Source organism: Actinomyces ruminicola (assembly GCF_900103885.1).
GTDB lineage: Bacteria > Actinomycetota > Actinomycetes > Actinomycetales > Actinomycetaceae > Actinomyces > Actinomyces ruminicola.
The window spans coordinates 37,613-55,859 of the sequence record NZ_FNIM01000010.1; the positions used below are offsets into that span (position 1 = coordinate 37,613).

The following is an 18,247-nucleotide window of genomic DNA, read 5'->3' on the forward strand; positions in this document are numbered from 1 at the left end:
GGACGCTCCGGCCCCGGGGACGATCCGGTTCTGCCGGCTATGAGGCCCGCCCCGTGGGATGGCTCCCATGCCGTCGGGAGACCGCCCGCAGGTGGTGCCTGGGCTCGCGCGCCGCTTCACCGCTATCCCCCTGCCGCGGATGCGGCGGGTTGACCAGGATGGCGTCGCCGACGGCGTGGTCGGGCTCCAGCTGCCAGCCGGGCCGCCGTAGCGCGTAGAAGATCAGCGGCGGCACGCCCAGCACCACGATCACCAGCCCGACCACCAGGGCGTAGCCGACGGTGCTCAGCCCCGTGAACCCGGACGGGCGCACGAAGGACAGCACGAAGGCCACCGCGCAGGCCAGGAAGCCGACGCCGGCCACCAGCCCCATCGCCGGGGTGCGGTAGGTGCGCTGCACCTGCGGGCGGGTGGCGCGCAGGCGGATGGCGGCGGCGAACAGCATCATGTACATGATCAGGTAGAGCGCGGCGGCCATGTCGATCAGCGTGACGAAGGCGGTGTTGCCGTTGGGGATCACCACGAACAGCAGCGCCAGGATGGTCACGATCACCCCCTGCAGCACCAGGATCGAGCGCTGCACGCCGGCGCTGTTGCGCTTTTGCAGGGCCGGCGGCAGCAGGCCGGTGCGGGCGGCGGCGAGCAGGCCCTTGGAGGGGCCGGCGATCCAGGTGACCACGGAGGCGAAGGCGCCCAGGGCGATCAGCAGCGAGATCACCGGGGTGCCCCAGGCCAGGTGCCAGTGGTCGAAGAAGGTCTGGAAGGCCAGGTTGATGCCGTCCACCACTCCGAGACTAGCCTTGGGAACCGCGACGGCGATCGCCAGCGTGGGCAGGATGAAGATCGCCAGGATCATGACGGCGGAGATCAGCACCGTGCGCGGGTAACCACGGCCGGGGTCGGACAGGTCGTTGGCGTGCACCGCGTTGACCTCCATGCCCGCGTAGGCGAGCACATTGGACACGATCAGCACGATGGAGGCCAGGCCGGTCCAGGGCGGCAGGACCGCAGACGTCGTCAGCTCCGTCTGGGAGGGCGTGCCGGAGATCAGCCAGGCGGCCCCGAAGACGATCAGCAGCGCCGCCGGAAAGAGCGTGCCGATGATGCCGCTCCACGAGCCCACCTTGGCGAACAGGTTGCCGCCGGCCAGGGTGATGAGGGTGGAGACCCAGTACAGGATGATGATGACGCCGGCCACGTACACGCCGTTGTTCGCCAGCGTGCCGCCGCCCACCACGTAGGACAGGCTCACAGCGATGAAGGCGATCTGGGTGGGGTACCACACCACGTTCTGCACCCACTGCAGCCAGATGGCCACGAAGCCCCAGCGCTCCCCGAAGGCCTCGCGCACCCAGATGAATACGCCGCCCTTCCAGCCGGTGGCGAGTTCGGCCGCTACCAGCGCCGTGGGCACCATGAACAGCACCGCCGGGATGATGTAGAGCACCACCGAGGACAGGCCGTAGCCGGCCATGGCGGGCAGCGAGCGCAGGGAGGCCACGGCCACCACCGTGAGCATGGCCAGGTTGAACACGCTCATGCCGGCGGAGGGGCGGGCCGAGTCGTCCTCGGAGGAGACGGCACCGCGGGCGGGCAGGTCCCCGAGGGTCCCGGCGGGCGCGTGGCCGGACGGGACGGCGGGCGCACCAGCCGTCGTTCCGGCGCTGCCGGAAGCCCCGTCGTCGGGGCCGGTTGGGTTTCCGATCACGTTGTCGGAGGTTTTGAGTGACATTTCGACCCCTCAGTGGTGGAAGGCGGTAGGGCGGTCCGACTCGTGGGGCAGCGGCCCATCGAGCCGGTCGAGGTAGGCGACCTCGGCACGCATGTCCTCCAGGAAGGCGTCGGCCAGGTCGTGGCTGAGCCCGTTGCGGACGACGATCCGCTGCACGGTGACGTCGGTGAGGTCATCCGGCATCGGATAGGCGGGGACCAGCCAGCCCTTCATGCGCAGCCGGTCGGACAGGTCGTACAGGTTCCACTTGTCGGCGTGGTCGGCGCGCAGCCGCCAGGCGAACACGGGAATGTCCGAGCCGTCGTTCCACAGGTCGAAGGGACCCATGGCAGCGACCTGGTCGGCCAGGTAGCGAGCCACGTCGCGGCTGTTGGCCTGTACCCGGCGGTAACCGTCGAAGCCGAGCCGCAGGAACATGTAGTACTGCAACAGCACCTGGGCGCCGGGCCTGGAGAAGTTGAGCGCCAGGGTTGGCATCTGCCCGCCCAGGTAGGACACCTCGAAGATCAGCTCCTCGGGCAGGGCGGCTTGCTCGCGCCACACCACCCAGCCGATGCCGGGGTAGACCAATCCGTACTTGTGCCCGGAGGTGGAGATGGAGGCGACTCGGTCGACGCGGAAGTCCCACTCCAGCTCCGGCTGGATGAAGGGCGCGATCATCCCCCCGGAGGCGCCGTCGACGTGGATCGGGATGTTCAGCCCGGTGCGCTGTTCAATGGCGTCCAGGGCCTGGGCGATCTTGGCGACCGGCTCGTACATGCCGGTGTAGGTGACCCCCATGATCGCCACCACGCCGATGGTGTTCTCGTCGACGTAGTCCTCCAGGCCGTGACCGTCCAGGACCTTGTGGTCCTCGCTGATGGGCACATACCGGGGCTCGACGTCGAAGTAGTTGCAGAACTTCTCCCAGCACACCTGCACGGCGCTGGACATGATCAGGTTGGGCCGATCGGTGGGCCTGCCGGCGGCGCGGCGGGCCTTCTGCCAGCGGCGCTTGAGCGCCAGGCCGCCGAGCATGCAGGCCTCGGAGGAGCCGATGGTGGAGGTGCCGATGGTGTGGCGCGGATCCGGGGCGTGCCACAGGTCCGCGAGCATCGTCCAGCAGCGGGTCTCGATCTCCGCGGTGCGCGGGTACTCGTCCTTGTCGATCATGTTCTTGTCGGCCGCCTCCAGGTAGAGGCGGTCGGCGTGCTCGTCCATCCAGGTGCTGACGAAGGTGGCGAGGTTGAGGCGGGCGTTGCCGTCCAGCATCGCCTCGTCGTGCACCACCTGGTAGGCGGTCTCGGGCAGGGCCTCCCCGGCGGGGAAGCGGAACTTCGGCAGGTCATAGGCCTCGCCGGGACGGGCGAACAGCGGGTTGAGCTCGCTGCTGCCCGGATCCGGGGCGGTGGAACCGTTTGATGCTGGCCGTGACATGTCGGGTCTCCTCTCGGTTGACAACGATTGACATAGGAATATCACTGCGCTGTGTTCACTACCACACCCATGAGCCAATCAGCCTTTATTTGCAATTAACCAGGGCTATCTTCCCAGCTTTCCGAAACAATTGCGACACCTTCCAAGATTCTTCAAGATTCCCGTTATAGCCAACGCCGCCTAATGTTATTTAAAAGGCCCCTGAAAACACCTCGGGAATACCATGCCAATATGCCCGGAGGGCAAGCCCTCCCACCACCCCATTCACCGAGATCGGTAGAAGTCACGTGCCGAGATCGGTAGAAATGGCGGCTGGCGCCACCGGACCTCCGCCCCCAGTCGGGCCGACTCCCCTGCCTGTGCCCGCTGCTTGCTTGAGCACGCGTGTAAGCCCGCGAGGACGCGGCCCAACCCGCGAGAACGTGGGTCTGGAGGACGTCCTCGACGGCTGGAGCGCGTCCTCGGCGTCCGGCCCGCGGCGCGGCATCGACCATGCTAGGCTCCCTAATCCCTGCTCCATCGCGTACAGCGCCCGCAGACGTCTCTGAAAGGCACTCCGTGAAACTGCTCATCCTGGGCGCCACCGGCCCCACCGGCAACCACGCACTCGCCCTGGCGCTTGACCACGGCGACGACGTGCACGTCCTGGTACGCAACCCGGAGAAGCTGGGCGACCTGGCAGGCCGCACGGTCGTAACCGCAGGGGATGCGCGCGACGCCGACTGCGTCGCCCGAGCCATGGACGGCTGCGACGCCGTGATCTCCACGCTCGGTCGGGGTGGTTCGCCCCGCCATGGCGACCTGTTCACCGAAGCCGCCAGCGCCGTCGTCGCGGCGGCGCAGCGCACCGGAGTCCGCCGCCTGGTGTGGATGTCGTCCTTCGGCGTCGGGGACACCATCCGCACCGCGACGCTCACGCAGCGGCTCGGTTACCGCACCTTCCTGCGCGGAATTTACGCCAATAAGGCTGCGGCGGAGGAGCTTCTGCGGGCCAGCGACCTGGAGTGGATCTTCGTCTATCCGACGGCGCTGACCAACGGGCCCGCGCGGGGAGGCTGCCGCGTCGGCGAGTCACTGCGTATGCACGGGATGGAGCGTGTCTCCCGCGCCGATGTGGCCGCCTTCATGCATGAGGAGGCGCATGCGGGTCGTTGGCTGCGCCGCGGGGTCGTCATCTCGGGCTGAGGAGACTTCACGATTCACCTCCGCTTCCCGCCGCGGAGGCTGCCGCGTCACCAATGCGGTCCCGGTTCGGGGCGGGTCGGCAAAACGATATTGCCGCTCATTCGCCGCCGAGGAGCTCGCGGATCTCCTGGGCGGTTAGCCGAGCGCGCCCGGCCGACGCCGCGCCGGGAGAAGCCGCGCCGTCCCCGGAGCCCTCGACCACGCGGTCGAACAGTTCGGCCTTCTTCTCCTTCAGCGCCATCACCTTCTCCTCGATGGTGCCGGCGGAAACCAGCCGATAGACCATGACGGGCTTGTCCTGGCCGATGCGGTGAGTGCGGTCCACCGCCTGCTCCTCGGCCTGCGGATTCCACCATGGGTCGAGTAGGAACACATAGTCGGCCTCGGTCAGCGTCAGGCCGAAGCCGCCGGCCTTCAGCGAGATGAGGAAGACCTCGGCGTCCCCGCCCCGGAAGGCGTCGATGACCTCCTGCCGGTTGGTGGTGGTGCCATCCAGGTAGGCGGTGCGCATGCCGGCGGCCTCGAGCGCCTGGCGCACCCCCGCCAGGTAGCGGGTGAACTGGCTGAAGACGAGGGCGCGGTGGCCCTCGGCGACCACGGGCTGCAGCGTCTCCAGCAGCACCTCGACCTTGGCCGTGGGTCTGGAGCGGCGGCGCTTAACCGCGGCGCGCCCGGATCCGGTGCTCCCCGCTTCGGCTTCTCCGACCAGGGCGGTCCCCCGCCGGCCGGACGCGAGTTCTTCAGCGTCGGGCCCTTCGACCAGCGCCGGGTCGAGCGCCATCTGCCGCAGAATCGTCAGGGACTTCAGCGCGGTGAACCGCGACTGGGCGGTGTCCTCCTCCAGCAGCCCCAGCACCTTCTGCCGCTCACGCGCCAGACGCCGGTCGTAGGCGCGCCGGTGCCCCGGCGCCAGTTCCACCGACAGGATCTGCTCGTTCTTGGCGGGCAGGTCGGCGGCAACGGCCTCCTTGGTGCGGCGCAGGAGGAAGGGACGGATGCGTGCCCGCAGGGACGCCAGGGCGGAGTCGTCCCCGTGCTCGACGGGGCGCCGGTAGAGCTCGGCGAAGCGGTCGGGGCCGGGCAACAGCCCGGGCGCCGTGATGGACAGCAGGCTCCACAGGTCCATCAGTGAGTTCTCCAGCGGCGTGCCGGTGATCGCCACCGTCGACGGCGTGCGCAGGCGCCGCATGGCCTTGTAGGTAACGGCGTTGTGGTTCTTGACGAACTGGGCCTCATCCAGCACCACCCAGGCCCAGTCGACGGCGGTGAAGTCCTCCTCCTCGATACGGGCGATGGTGTAGCTGGTGACCACCAGGTCGGCGTCGGAGCGGATCTCCTCCAGGCTCTCATCCCGCTTGGCGCGGGTGCGGTTGATGGCGCGCACCCGCAGGTCGGGGCAGAAGCGGGCGGCCTGCTCCGCCCAAGCGCCGACGACGCTAGTGGGCGCCACCACCAGCACCGGGCCGTCCCGGAGCGCCCCGGGCTGCGGTGACGCCTCACCGTCCGCGGCACCGTTCTGGGCCGCGGCGACGCCCGCCGTCCGCTGCTCCACCATGCGCTGGACGACGGCGAGCACCTGTACCGTCTTGCCCAGGCCCATGTCGTCGGCGAGGATGCCGCCGAGCCCCGTTGACTGCAGCAGGGCGAGCCAGCGGTAGCCGTCGAGCTGGTAGGGGCGCAGCTGCGCACGCAGTCCCTCGGGCACCGGCGCGTCCAGGAGGCCCGCCGTCCCGGAGGCACCGCTCGCGTCGCCGGTCCCGGTGCCGCCCCCGGGCCCGGAACCGGCCTCGGCGGCGGACGTCACTGCCAGTAGCCGCTCCACGCCCTCGCGCCAGCGCCGGGTCGCCTCCCCGATCACGCCGAGCTGCTCCAGTTCGGCGTACAGGCCCGCCTGGAAGGCGGTGACCGCCAGGTCGCCGGCGCTGCGGGAGTGCGGGTCGCGCAGGTCTCGGCCCTCCTCCATGAGCCGCGCCAGGCGCACGATCTCCGGGCGATCGGTCAGGTTGATCCATTTGCCGGAGTCGAGCAGCACCTCCTCCGTCCCCTGGGCGACCGCGGTCATCAGCCGCTCGATGGGCACGTCCTCCTGCCCCACCCGCACGCGCACGCGCAGGGAGAACCAGTCCAGGTGCTCGTCGTCGTCCTCGACGGCGGTGGTGATCAGCGGGGTCTCCTCGGCCTCCCGGTAGTCGGGCACCCGCCCGGAGATCTCGACGACGACACCCTCGACGCCCTCAAGCACGGGCAGCGCCCGGGTGATCAGCCGGGCGGTGTTCATGGCGGTGAAGCTGCCCGGCTGCCACAGCCGGCCATGGGTGGGTACCAGCGGCGTGCAGGCGTCGATGATGCGGCGGGCGAGGCGGTCCTCGGCCTCGGCGTCGCGGGTTGAGGGGGCCTGGTCAAGACGCCGCCCCGAGTCGGATTCGGCGACCACCGCGGAGCGGGATTCATCGTCCGCGCCCGTTCCCGCCATGCCGGAGGCGCCGACCGGATCCCGCCATTCCAGCGGTCCGGGGCCGGTGAGGAGTTCCGCCAGGCCGCCGACGGCGACCTCGCCGCAGCTGGATCCGGCGGCGGTCAGGTAGCGGATGGACCAGGAGGTCTCGGCGCGGTGCGCAGCGGCGTCCAGGCCCACGTGCAGCACCGCGACCGGTGTGCCGACGTCGGGCACGCTCAGGGAGGGGTCGAGGTCGACGATGGGCAGGACGGAGGCGATCCGCCCCAGGTGCTCGCGCTCGAAGCGCTCCACATCCGCGGCGGGGATGGTGACCTGCTCATGGCGCGACAGCAGTCGGCCCAGCACCTCGCCCGGCGGCGGCTCCAGGGGCATGAGGTTCAGAGCGCCGTCCGTGCCCGCGAGCGCGTAGGCGTGGGTGGGATCGCCCAGCGCCCGGGCCTCGGGCCCGCGTCCCTCGCCGAGCACCAGCCCCGCGACGGCGTCGAAGTCCAGCGCGGGGCGGATCAGGGCGGTGCCGTCGGCCTGGCGGCGGACGCCGACGCCAGCGCGCAGGCCGGACAGGATTCGCACCGGGCTGCCGCTGCGCTGGGCGGTTGTCAGCGTGACCCCGGCGGCGACGGCCCGGCGCAGCACGTCCCAGACGCGTGCGGGCAGCGCACCCAGGTCAATCACGGAGTTGCTGTAGTAGTAATCGCCATAGGGGTCCATGGCTGCCAGCTCGGCCAGGGCGGCCAGCACCTCCGGAGCCACTTCACCGGTCAGGTCCCCGTTCATGAGGCCGCGCCAGGAGATGCCCTGCTTGACCCAGCCGCGCTTGCCGGCGATCAGCGGGCGCAGGTGCAGGCGACCCGGGCGGGCGGAGGCGAATCCGAAGCGGCCGGCACTATGGGAGCCGGCTCCGGCGCGCGCGGTCTCGGTGTCCGCAACCTCAATGGCGACGGCCCGGCGCGCGTTCTGCCGGGTGCGCAGCAGCTGGGTCAGGCGGCGCTCCCAGTCGGCGTCCCCGGGCGGCGCGGCGGAGGCCCGGGCCTGGCGCCGGGCGGTCAGGACCAGGGCGGCCGTGTGCTTGCAGTTGCCGCCCACCGGGCAGGAGCAGGTACCCGACCAGCTCACGCGCTCGCCGGAGCTGCGGGCGTAGACCATGGTCTGGTAGATCCGCCCCTGCGCGCCGCGAACCGCGGCGGCCAGAATCTCGCCGTTTCCAGATACGGACAGGTTGGCGACCCTACGTTCATCCGCGTAGCGGCGCCCGCGTCCGAAGGCCGCCGAGCCGACCACGCTCGCGATCTCGGCGTCGGCGATCCGTGCCGGCCAGTCCTCGGGCGTGATCTCTCGGGCCATGCCCTCACCATACGGGCGGGGTCCGACACATATCGAACCGACTTGGCGCGACGGCAGGTCGGCCAGAGGTCCGAGCCTCCAGGTCCCTCAGCCCCGCCGTGCTACCACCCGTCGTCCTCCCGCTCGACCTCCGCCAACGCATCGGTAAGGGCCTTCTTCACTCCGCTGGCACTGAGCCTGCGCTTCTTGACGCTGAGGCGTTTGAGCGCCTGATTGCAAAGATCCTCGGTGGAGACCCATCCGGCTGAGCCGGCACGGACTTCACGCATCAGCGCCACCAGTTCACGGGGGTGGATCTCCTCGATGGAGTCCACGTGATCCAGCGCATGACGCCGGTAGTGCACGGGCATCCGGGCAGCGTCCATGCTCCGCCACACGAACCCTGCGGCATCGGTATAGGCGAATGCGTCGCCCAGCAGCGCATCGACCTTCTCCTCCCGGGAGCTCACCACTCGGGTGAGCCCGTAGGCACGGCAGAGCTTGACGATCAGCCGATGCCGGGTGAGTGGGGACTCGACGTCGCAGATGGCGCGAGCCGTCTCGACGACCTGTGCGCGTTCCGGCGAGTCCACGTCCTGTGCGCGGTTGAGCACCTCCAGCGGATACACGCCCACGGGCCGCCACTGCCGGTACTCCGTCGTGGTCAGTGGCGTAGCCTCTGAAGCAGCCGCAGCATCCGGCGCAGCGGGTTGCGTCTGCTCGGGCAGGGGCTCTGACGCCAAGACCTCCGTGGGCGTCGGCGCTGCCTCTGTCTCCGCCGCCGTGGGCTGCGGCCGGGAGGGCGGTGTCGGCGCCGACGCCGCCGACACCGAGGACATCGCAGACGCTGCATCCGGCGCGCCTCCCGAGGCGGCGAGCAGGCGCGCGGCCACGGCATCCGCATCAGCCACCCAGGTGGGCATCCAGACGCGCTCAATCCGCTCCCACCCCATGGAATGCAGCACATCGACCGGCAACAGGTCCCGGTCAGTGGCGCTCGCCCGCCGGTTCCAGCCGGGCCCGTCCAGCAGCACCGCCACGCGCCTCCCCCCGGCCCCGGTGACCACCAGGTCGATCTCGAAGTCCGAGTGCCCGACGCCGGACATCACCTCCGCGCCCGCCTCCCGCAAGCGCTCGGCGATCTGGTCTCGGTGCAGGTCCACGGAGGCGACCGAGCGCGGTCGGCCGTGCGGCGCAATACCGCTGCGGGCCCGCCCCAGGTACTCGCGCAGGTCCTTCACCCCCTGGTGGGTGGAGCGCTCGGCGTGCAGGTCCTCCGGGTCGAAGCTGGAGAATACGACCACCTGCCTGCGGGCCCGAGTAATCGCCACATTCAGCCGCCGCTGACCGCCGGCCTGGCTCAGGGACCCGAAGTTGAGCGGCAGGTCGCCGCGCTCGTTGGCTGAGAAGGTCACCGACACCAGGATCGTGTCGCGCTCCTCCCCCTGAACATTGTTCAGGTTGCGCACGAACAGGCCATCAGGCGCCTTCAGCGCGTCAATGATGCGCTTGCGGCCGCTGTTTCGCAGCTCGGCCTCGATCAACTCGCACTGGTGATTGTTGAAGGTGATGATTCCCAGCGACGGGGTGGCCTGCGGTGATGCCTCAAAGCGCCTGCTGACCTCGTCTACGATCTGCCGGGCCTCCACGGGGTTGGTGTTGGGTCTGATACCGCGGTGCTTGGCCGTCTCGGCGCGGTAGTAGGTGCCGTTGACGCGCCGCAGCGAGATGCCGTAGCCGTCCGGCCCGTCGTCCGGAGCTGCGGCCATCACCAGTGGGCTCGGGAAGGACAGCAGCCTTCCGTCGTAGTAGTGCCGGTTGGAGAAGGCGATGAGTGACTCGACCCGGCTGCGGTAGTGCCAGGTCAGGCGGCGGGTTGGGAGGCCTAGCTCCAGGCAGCGGTCGAGGATCGAGTCCGCGCCGCCGTCCCCGGAGGCGCTACGACCAGTTGCGGCCGCCGTGCCCGGCGAGGGCGTGGGCGGCATCTGCTTGGGGTCCCCCACCACCACTGCGGTGTGGCCCCGCCCCAGGGCGCCGACGGCGTCGGCGACGGTGATCTGGGAGGCCTCGTCGAAGACCACCATATCCACGTAACGCCTGTTCGGCGGGAAGAAGCGGGCCACCGAGTCCGGGGACACCAGGATGCAGGGGGTGATCGCGGTGATCAGGTCCCAGTAGGAGTTGACCAGCTCACGGACATTCAAAGTGCCCTTGCGGCGCTCGAGCTCGCGGCGCAGCTTCTCGGCGCGGTCCCCGGACTCGCGCAGCACGCGGTCGCGACGCCTCAGGACCTCATCGAGCAGCTCGGGCGCCAGCTGTTCGCGCAGGCTCGCCTGCAACCGCCGGTACTCGTCCAGCTGCGCCTCGTGCTTGCCCGCGTCGAAGCCGTCCAGCCCGCTACGGGTGGCGCAGGCGTTGAAGACTGCCTGCACATGCGGCGCCGCGGACGTCCCCATGGCCTCCACCAGTGCCTGGCGAGCCGCATAGTAGGACTTGCCCTCCTGCCCCGGTGCGTGCAGGTGCTCGCGATACGCCTCCAGCTCGCCCCGCGAGTCCGTCAGCTGGCGACGCAGTCCCGCCATTGCCGCGGCGTCGTGGCCGGGTGCCTGCAGCTCCAGTGCCCTGCGTAGCGCCTCGCGAACCCGGGTGGGGCGCATGCCGTTGTCGTGCAGGTTGAGCAGCAGGTCCCCGATGCCGGTCTCCTCGCCCAGGCGCCGGGCGACGACGTCGAGCGCGGACTGCTTCTCCGCCACGAACATGACGGTGCGCCCCAGCGCCAGGGAACGGAAGATGAGGTTGGCGACCGTCTGGGACTTCCCCGTGCCGGGAGGCCCCTCAACCACCAGGTTGCGCCCGGAGACGGCGTCGGCGATCACCTGGGCCTGGGCGGAGTCCGCCACCAGGGGCAGGTTCTCCACTACCTCATCGAGATCCGTCGCCGGCCCGGCCGCCTGATCCGCAGCGCCGGCGCCGGGAGTGCCGTCCAGCAGGCGCGCCACCAGCGGATTGGCGATTATGGTCGGCCAGTCCTCCGCGAGGTCCCGCCACATGCGGTAAGTGGAGAAGCGGAACAGCCCGAGGTGGACGGTGGGCTCGACGCGGTCGCGGCGACCTGCGGCACGCAGCTGCTGACGCAGCTTGTCCAGCGTGGCCTCAACATTGACGCCGTGGTCGTCGTATTCGGGCTCACGCAGCGCCGTCAGCTCGATGCCCGTATCCGCCTGGAAGCGCGCGAGCAGGGAGTAGTTGGGGGTGGACACGCCGGCCTCATCCAGCGACACAATGAACGTGTCCCCCTCCCGTTCCAGCTTCACGGGGATAAGGATCAGGGGAGAGCGCACACGCTGACCATCGGCGTACCAGCAGAGCGTGCCGATCGCGAGGTACAGGTTGTTCGCCCCGGTCTCCTCCAGGGTGGTGCGAGCGGATGCGGCCAGGTTCTGTAGGCGCCGCACGTACTCCTTGCTTCCAAGAACCGCACCCACGGTGTGCGCCTTCAGCAACTCCGTGGCGTCATCCGCCGCCTGCGCGGCGCCCCGGGCGGGCCTGCCGCCGAAGCCGGCTGCGGCCCTGAGGCCCAGGTTGTCGCGCTTGTTGACGATGTCCTCGAAGTCGCCGACGAGTTCCGGCGGCACCTTGAGCTCGATCGCTGAGCGCGCGGTGCGGTCGATCAGCGGGTTGCGCAGGGACAGGTCTAGCAGGGACCGTTTCCACTCCTCCACGCGCGCCGGTGCCGCATCCGCCGCCCGCCCGGTGCCCGGCTCGGGCGCCGGGCGCGTCTGGTCTGCGGGCGCGGGCGTCGGAGCGGACAGGCCCGCAGCATCCTGTTCCGCCCGGGCGGCGGACGGGGGCAGGGGCAGCTCCACGACGACGTCGTCCTCGTCGCGTTCGAGCACCGGCTGCGGCACCGCACCGCCGGAGCGTGCCGCAGCGAGCGGAACCACCAGGGTCAGTTCTGCGAGGGTGGCCTCCACGATCTGCTGGGCCGCGTCACCCGGCGCGTGTAGCACCCCCGCGGGCGAGCACAGCGCGGCAACCGGGTCTATCAGTCCGATGCCGCCCTGCCGCACCCCTGCGGCGAAGGCCTCCGGGGAGCCATCCGTGCTCGCCGCGTCATTCCTCGCGTAGCCGAGCAGCACCGAGGCGGGCGTCAGCGCCAGCACCGGGTGGCCCCCGAGCTGTTCCAGGATGCCGGCGAGCAGGACTGCGACGTCGAGCGCGCTGCCGGAACGCGCATCCATGACCTCGCCCGCGGTGCGGACCGTAAGCGGATCCCGCCCTCGAAAACCACCCCCGTCCGCTGCGATGCCGCGACTGCGCAGTAGGGCGCAGGCCGCATCGGCAACGTCGTCGGGTGCAAAGGCGGCTGTACCCAGGCCGGCGCGCAAGCGCGCCTGTGCTGCCAGCGCCTGAACCGCAGGCTGATCGGGCTGGACGAAGGTCGCCAGCGCCGGGCCGGCCCAACAGTCGCCTCCGGTCTGCTGCCACTGGCGCGGGGGCAATGCGGACAGGGCATCAATCCGGCGGACCAGCTTCGCACCATCCCGAGTGCGCAGCTCCACGCGCACGTGCGCAGGACCCGGCTGATCGACCTGCGCCAGGTTGTCCCGGTTCAGTTTCAAGGCCCTGCTGGTGTGCAGTTCGCGCTGCGCACCCGCGTCGCAGGTGAACCGCCACGGCTCGACCAGCTCGTGGCCGCCGTCGTCCTCAATAATGGTCACGGTCGCCTCGACGGGGCCCGGGGCGCCTGCCGCAGAGTCGGGAAGGCTCAGGGCAACGGATACCTCCGCCTCCAGGCCTGCGACCGCGTGCGCGTAGCCGATCACGGGCGCGCACTCGACCTTGATGTCGACGGCGTCGAGCGGGCCGCGGCGGGCGCCCCGGCCGTCGTCGATGCTGCCTATGAGCTCGCGTATCTGTTCACGCCCCGACTCAGCTCTAATGAGCCGCAGCAGCTCACTCACGGCCACCAGGGCCGCGAGGGTCTTGTCGGCGTCGAAACGAGCCCCGTGTACCGCTTGATTGCGGAAGCGGCGCACCTCGTGCAGCTTGCTGCCCGCGCCCGGTGGCAGCGGCATGAGGTAGCGGCCGTTGGAGCCACGCGCGGTAAGGATGCGGATCTGGATGGACAGGTCCGCCAGGTCGGGGAGCTCCGGAACCGGGCCCGACCCGGCGAGCAGAGCACGCAGCATTTCAGGTGTGCAACGATTCCCCAGCGTGTTGCGCAGGTAGCGCTCCAGGTAAGGCGGGAGAACGCTGAGCATGCCGTGCAGGGCCAGGTCGTGATTACTGAGCTTCATGGATTTCGGTGCGGAGATGGTTGAGGTTGCCCTGAGCCACCGGGCGCTTGAGCGTATGCCCAGCACTCCCCGGCGGACGGCTCCACAGGGCGGGGTGGAGCCGACTCGAGCAGGCTACCGGTTCCTCATGACACGAATTGCTAGCGGTTCGCTCCGCAGATCCTACTCAACGCCGTCGACGCACGATCTGGGCGGTCAGTGGAGCGAGGCGTCGGCCTCGGTTACCCGCCAGGCGTGGAAGGGAACGACCAGTCCGGCCCGACTGGGGGCACACAGGAAGGGGCCGGCCTGGGCGACGGCGCCCTCGGGGAAGGGCAGCAGGCGCACCATGCGCAGGGCGGCGGTGCCGTCGGGCGCAATGAGTCCCGCGCGCATGGTGAGGGCGTCACCCTTGCGGCTGACACGGATGCGCACGCGCTTGCCCTGCCAGTCGGGCACGGGGCTCACCGACCAGTCGGAGTTGCCGGCCGTGACGACGGCGCCCAGCTGGCAGGCGCCGTCGGAGAACTCGACCCCCGCCTTGACCCAGTGCTCGGCGTCAACGCGCACCATGACCCCGGCCTGGTCGAAGTTCTCGGTGAAGGCCGCGGTCATATCCACCTCCACCGCGCTGTCCTGCACGAAGGGTGCCAGCAGGGCATGAGCGGAGTCCACGATGAAGCCGTAGCCGGTCCGGCGCCAGGCGTCCGACTTCTCCACGGCGGTGACCAGCAGGTCCCCGCCCCTCTCCTCGACGGCGGCGGGCGGGTTCAGCCAGTGGCCTGCGGACCAGGGAAGCGTCGTCATGATCCGAGCCTAGCCGCGCTTGCCCCGCCTGTCGTGCGCTTGGCGCCGGGAAACGGCGCACCTCAGGCGCAGCGTCCCCGATACAGGCCGTTGCAGATGGGGCGGGAGCCGCAGCTCAGGCAGTCGCCGTCGAAGTGGGGCACGTGCAGCTGGGCGGCGGGGACCTCCCAACCGAGCGGGGCGCGCAGGCGCCAGGGCCTGCGGCCCTGAGCGGTGTAGGACAGGCCGGAGCGATGGGCCTGCACCGACTGGTTGCGCTTGGAGCCCATCCGGTAGGTGCGCCCGTCCTTGATCAGCGTGGAGCCGGTCTCGATGAAGGTCATGGACACGTCCGCCTGCTCACACTGGGCGCGCAGGGAGCGGACCCAGTCGACATCGAGCGGGCGGGCGCCGCCGTAGTTCTCCCCGCCCACGATCAGTTGCTCGATCTGCCCATCGGCCAGGTAGCGGCCAAGCTCGATGGGGCCGATCAGGGGCGCGGCCATGGCGCCCTTGTGAGTGAAGGGCAGGTCGAGCAGCACGGGCAGGCGCTGGTCGGCGCGGCGCTGGTTCTCGATGGAGACGGAGAGCATGACATTGTCCCAGCCGTCGCCCCAGTCAGTGGGCAGGCAGCGGGCGACCCGGTGCGGGCGCTTGGTCAGCAGGAAGAACTTCACGTCCGGGCGGGCACGGATGATGTCCCAGGCCTCCTCGCGCCAGGGGTCGGCCTGGCGCAGAAAGAAGTCGCTGGTCATGCATACGCGCAGCATCTCTCCGGCGCGCACCTTGTAGGCGCCGGTGCGGTCGACGGCGAGCGGGTAGCGGAAGCCGTCGGACCCGACGCGGCGGATGAGCTCGCCGTCAACACCCCAGGAGGCGTCGCGGAACATCATGAAGCAGTGGTCGCAGCCCTCGGAGACGCGACGGCAGCCGTGCCAGGGATTCCAGGTGTCGTGCACGATCCTCCTGTTGCGTCGGGCGGGCGAGGCCGAAGCGATACAGCCGGCAGACCTGCCGGAAGCGGAGCAATTTTACATCGATTCGAACCTATGGGGTGGCGCCAGTACGACACATCTCCCCCACTCGTCCCGCGCTATCCGGCTCGCCCCGCGCAGCCTCGGGAGAGACCGAGCTCTCACGACGGCGTGCGGCGCCCTCCACACACGGAGGGCGCCGCACGCGGGCGAGAGCAGACCGCCGCCTGGTTGTGTCAGGGGCAGGTGATGGTGAACTCAAAGGGCTGGGTATCCGTCGAGCTACTCGGGGCGGCTTCGCCGGTGACGGTGTAGGTGGAGCCGTCGATCTCGGCCTGCACGCTGCCCGCGTCGCTGCTGTAGCCACCAATATTCGTGTAGTTAAGCGACTCTCCATCACCGGGGATGATGGTGATCAGCGAGACTTCACTCGTGGCACCATCAACCACGAGGGATATCGACCTCACTCCCGGGTCGGTCAGTGCGGCGTCCAACGGACCAACCCCGATGACGGTGTTCCCGTCCTGCTCTCCGCACGCCACCCCGACGTTCTCGATCTCGAAGGGCTCGCCATTCAAGGTGCCGGAGAAGTCGCCGCCGACCTCGAAGTCGTCCGCGGAAAGACCCCCATCGGTTCCAGCGTCGGCTCCGGCGTCAGCTTCCGACTCGACAGTGGTAGCGGCCTGCTCCTCAGCCGACGGCGAGGCCGACTGCTCGGCGTCGTTTGAGCTGTTGCCCCCGCAGGCGGACAGCCCCAGGACGAGGGCGAACGCAGCGGTCATGGTGGCGGTCTTGACGATAGGAGTCTTCATACTTGGGTTCCTGTCTGTTGGTCGGGACGGGAGGACGGCGCCTCAGGGGCGCCCCAGCGGTGAAGCTACCAAGATTACGGTTCGGATGCACTCGCTCAGGCGTCCGGCTCAGTTCGGGGCCGGCACCTACGTCTCCCCACATCAGGGTGCGCCGAGGACCGAGACGACACCTCACACTCTGAACTGTCGTCAGCAGCCATCGATCGACGCATTAGGGGCTCCTCGCGTTTGCGGGTGTGATGGCGAGCTTGTCTGGCCGAGGCGGCCGACGAAGGTGCTCAGGCGCCCGGCACCAGTAAGCAGGCGCGGCTCCATTCGCGGGCACCTAACGCGAGCGAGCCGGAGAGGGCCGGATGATGGCACGGAAGACACCACTTTCAACCCGAGCCGGCTCGAGCCGCAAAGATGAACCGCATGATCACGCGGCTACGTCCCGCAAGCATCACCGCGACACGCCAAAGTGGTGCATTCTCTGACATCTTCGCGCGCTCTGCCCGCCGCACGGCCCGAGAGCGCCTGTCAGGAACCCATTGCAGGCATTTCTTCGTCCGTCGTCAGAGCGGCCTCCTCCCACCGCACCACGGCATCCAGCTCCCCGGGCTCGTGCAACCAGTGGGCGCCGCCCTCCACCACCGTCAGGTCGGCGCCGAAGCGGCGGCAGAAGGCGCCCACCGGCTCACGCGGCAGCAGCTCATCTTGATCCCCCATGATGATCGACGTCGGCACGCTCCAATTGGCCACCGCGTGGACCTCGGCGTAGATCAGGTAGCGCCAGGAGAGCACGCCCGAATCGGTGCGAATCTCGCCCTGCTCGGCCAGTGCCTCGCGCGACAGACCCGCCTGGCGCAGCATCTGCTCGATCAATCCGACCATGTCCAGCACCGGGGACTGCAGCAGCGCGAGCTCGAGGTGCGCATCGCGCAGCGCAACCAGAGACAGCCACGCTCCGATGCTGGTGGCGCGCAGCCCCAGCACGGGCCACCGCTGCCGCATCTGCGCCGCCAGGTCATGCAAGTAGGGCACGCACTCCCAGGGCAGTAGTCCCTCAGGCAGGTCGCAGGCGACGGTCTGCCAGCCGGCCTGTGCGGCCCGGGCGGCGAATCCCTCGGCGTCGCGCCGCGAACCGCCGGCACCGTGAACGCACAGGAAGGCGCGCGGTGCCTGCTCACCCCAGATGGTGGCGTCACCGAGGCCGGGATCCCTATGCACTTGCTCGCCTGCCACAAAAGCCAGCCTATCGATACAGGTCGCCCGGCGCCGCCTGAGCGAAGACGGCGCCGGGCGGGACGACCAGCATCACAGGTAGTGGGCGCGCAGGTCCTCGGGGGTCCTGGCGGACAGGTCGGCCAGCGTCACGTCGAAGACGGTGCGGGCGCCGGACTCGCCGCGCGCGGCCAGCCTCGTCACCGCCCGCCCCACGGCGGCCAGCACCGAGCCGGTGAACTCCGGGTTGGAGTCCAGCTGCAGCTCGAAGTTCACGGTTTCGGCCACGCCCTCGGAGGTGTGCCCGCGGCGGATGACGGTGCCGCCGTGCGGGATGCCGGCGTGCCGGGCGGCCAGCTCCTCGGCGGTGATGAAGTTGACGGTGGTGTCGTAGTCGGCGAAGTAGTTGGGCATCTCCTTGATCTCCCGCTCGATGCGGGCCAGGTCGGCGCCCTCCTCCGCCACCACGTAGCAGTCGCGGGTGTGCATGGAGCGGGTGGTCAGCTCGACGTCGTCGCCGGCCTTGACCGCGGCGACGGTCGCCTCCACCGGGCGGGTGTACTGCTTGGCGTCGATCACGCCGTCGATGCGGCGCAGGGCATCGGAGTGCCCCTGGGAGACTCCGGGCCCCCAGAAGGTGGTGGTGGCGCCGTCGGGCAGGACGGCCTCGCCCAGCACCCGCAGCATGGAGAACAGGCCCGGGTCCCAGCCGGTGGAGATCAGGGCGACGTGCCCGGAAGCCTTGGCAGCGGCGTCGACGGCGGCGAAGTGCTCGGGGATGCGGGCGTGGGTGTCGAAGGAGTCGACCGTGTTGAACAGCGCGGCGGCGGCCGGGGTCTGCTCGATCAGGTCGGTGGCCGAGCCGCCGCAGTTCAGGCAGACGTCGATCTTGTCGGCCCAGGCGGGCATGTCGTCCACGTGGGCGACGGGGGCGCCCTGGGTGGTCACCGACGCCGGGTCACGGCGGGTGAAGACGACGACGAGCTCCATGTCCTCGTTCTTGGCGACGGCCTGCTCGGCACCGCGCCCGAGGTTACCGTATCCGTTGATCGCTACCCTGATCATGCTTCCTCCTGATGTGC

General features: G+C 69.9%; 10 protein-coding genes. 1 reads left to right on the forward strand and 9 read right to left on the reverse strand.

The window, feature by feature from the left end; translation table 11 throughout:
- Nucleotides 1-37: 37 nt before the first annotated feature.
- Together gadC and gad are read right to left on the reverse strand one after the other, a co-directional pair.
- Nucleotides 38-1,732 (reverse strand): glutamate/gamma-aminobutyrate antiporter GadC, encoded by a 1,695-nt coding sequence (gadC, locus tag BLR49_RS08850; RefSeq protein ID WP_218121336.1) that lies wholly within the window; start codon nt 1,730-1,732, stop codon nt 38-40.
- Between the two features lie 9 nt (nt 1,733-1,741).
- Nucleotides 1,742-3,148 carry a glutamate decarboxylase gene (gad, locus tag BLR49_RS08855; protein WP_092536590.1) on the reverse strand — a complete coding sequence of 469 codons (1,407 nt, stop codon included), beginning with the start codon at nt 3,146-3,148 and terminating at the stop codon, nt 1,742-1,744.
- 558 nt (nt 3,149-3,706) lie between these two features.
- Here gad and BLR49_RS08860 point away from each other — a divergent pair.
- The gene (locus BLR49_RS08860; protein ID WP_092536593.1) at nt 3,707-4,333 is read left to right on the forward strand and encodes an NAD(P)-dependent oxidoreductase; all 627 of its coding nucleotides are present in this window, start codon (nt 3,707-3,709) and stop codon (nt 4,331-4,333) included.
- Nucleotides 4,334-4,430: 97 nt separating this feature from the next.
- On the opposite strand, the gene BLR49_RS08865 is transcribed toward BLR49_RS08860, so the two are convergent.
- The 7 genes from BLR49_RS08865 to BLR49_RS08895 form a co-directional block, all read right to left on the reverse strand.
- The gene (locus tag BLR49_RS08865; protein WP_092536596.1) at nt 4,431-8,132 is read right to left on the reverse strand and encodes a DEAD/DEAH box helicase; all 3,702 of its coding nucleotides are present in this window, start codon (nt 8,130-8,132) and stop codon (nt 4,431-4,433) included.
- Between the two features lie 101 nt (nt 8,133-8,233).
- Nucleotides 8,234-13,411, reverse strand: coding sequence for a DUF4011 domain-containing protein (locus BLR49_RS08870; protein ID WP_245690571.1), 5,178 nt, complete (start codon nt 13,409-13,411; stop codon nt 8,234-8,236).
- 195 nt (nt 13,412-13,606) lie between these two features.
- A complete protein-coding gene (locus tag BLR49_RS08875) occupies nt 13,607-14,197 on the reverse strand; it encodes a DUF1349 domain-containing protein (RefSeq protein WP_176765830.1) in 591 nt (196 codons plus the stop codon).
- Nucleotides 14,198-14,259: 62 nt separating this feature from the next.
- Nucleotides 14,260-15,135 carry a DUF5131 family protein gene (locus BLR49_RS08880; RefSeq protein ID WP_092536602.1) on the reverse strand — a complete coding sequence of 292 codons (876 nt, stop codon included), beginning with the start codon at nt 15,133-15,135 and terminating at the stop codon, nt 14,260-14,262.
- A gap of 251 nt (nt 15,136-15,386) precedes the next feature.
- A complete protein-coding gene (locus tag BLR49_RS08885) occupies nt 15,387-15,962 on the reverse strand; it encodes a lipoprotein LpqH (protein WP_092536605.1) in 576 nt (191 codons plus the stop codon).
- 519 nt (nt 15,963-16,481) lie between these two features.
- A complete protein-coding gene (locus tag BLR49_RS08890; protein WP_143013732.1) occupies nt 16,482-17,186 on the reverse strand; it encodes an alpha/beta hydrolase in 705 nt (234 codons plus the stop codon).
- Nucleotides 17,187-17,258: 72 nt separating this feature from the next.
- Entirely contained in the window at nt 17,259-18,230 is a 972-nt protein-coding gene (locus BLR49_RS08895) for a diaminopimelate dehydrogenase (RefSeq protein WP_092536610.1), read from the reverse strand.
- Between the last annotated feature and the right edge of the window lie 17 nt (nt 18,231-18,247).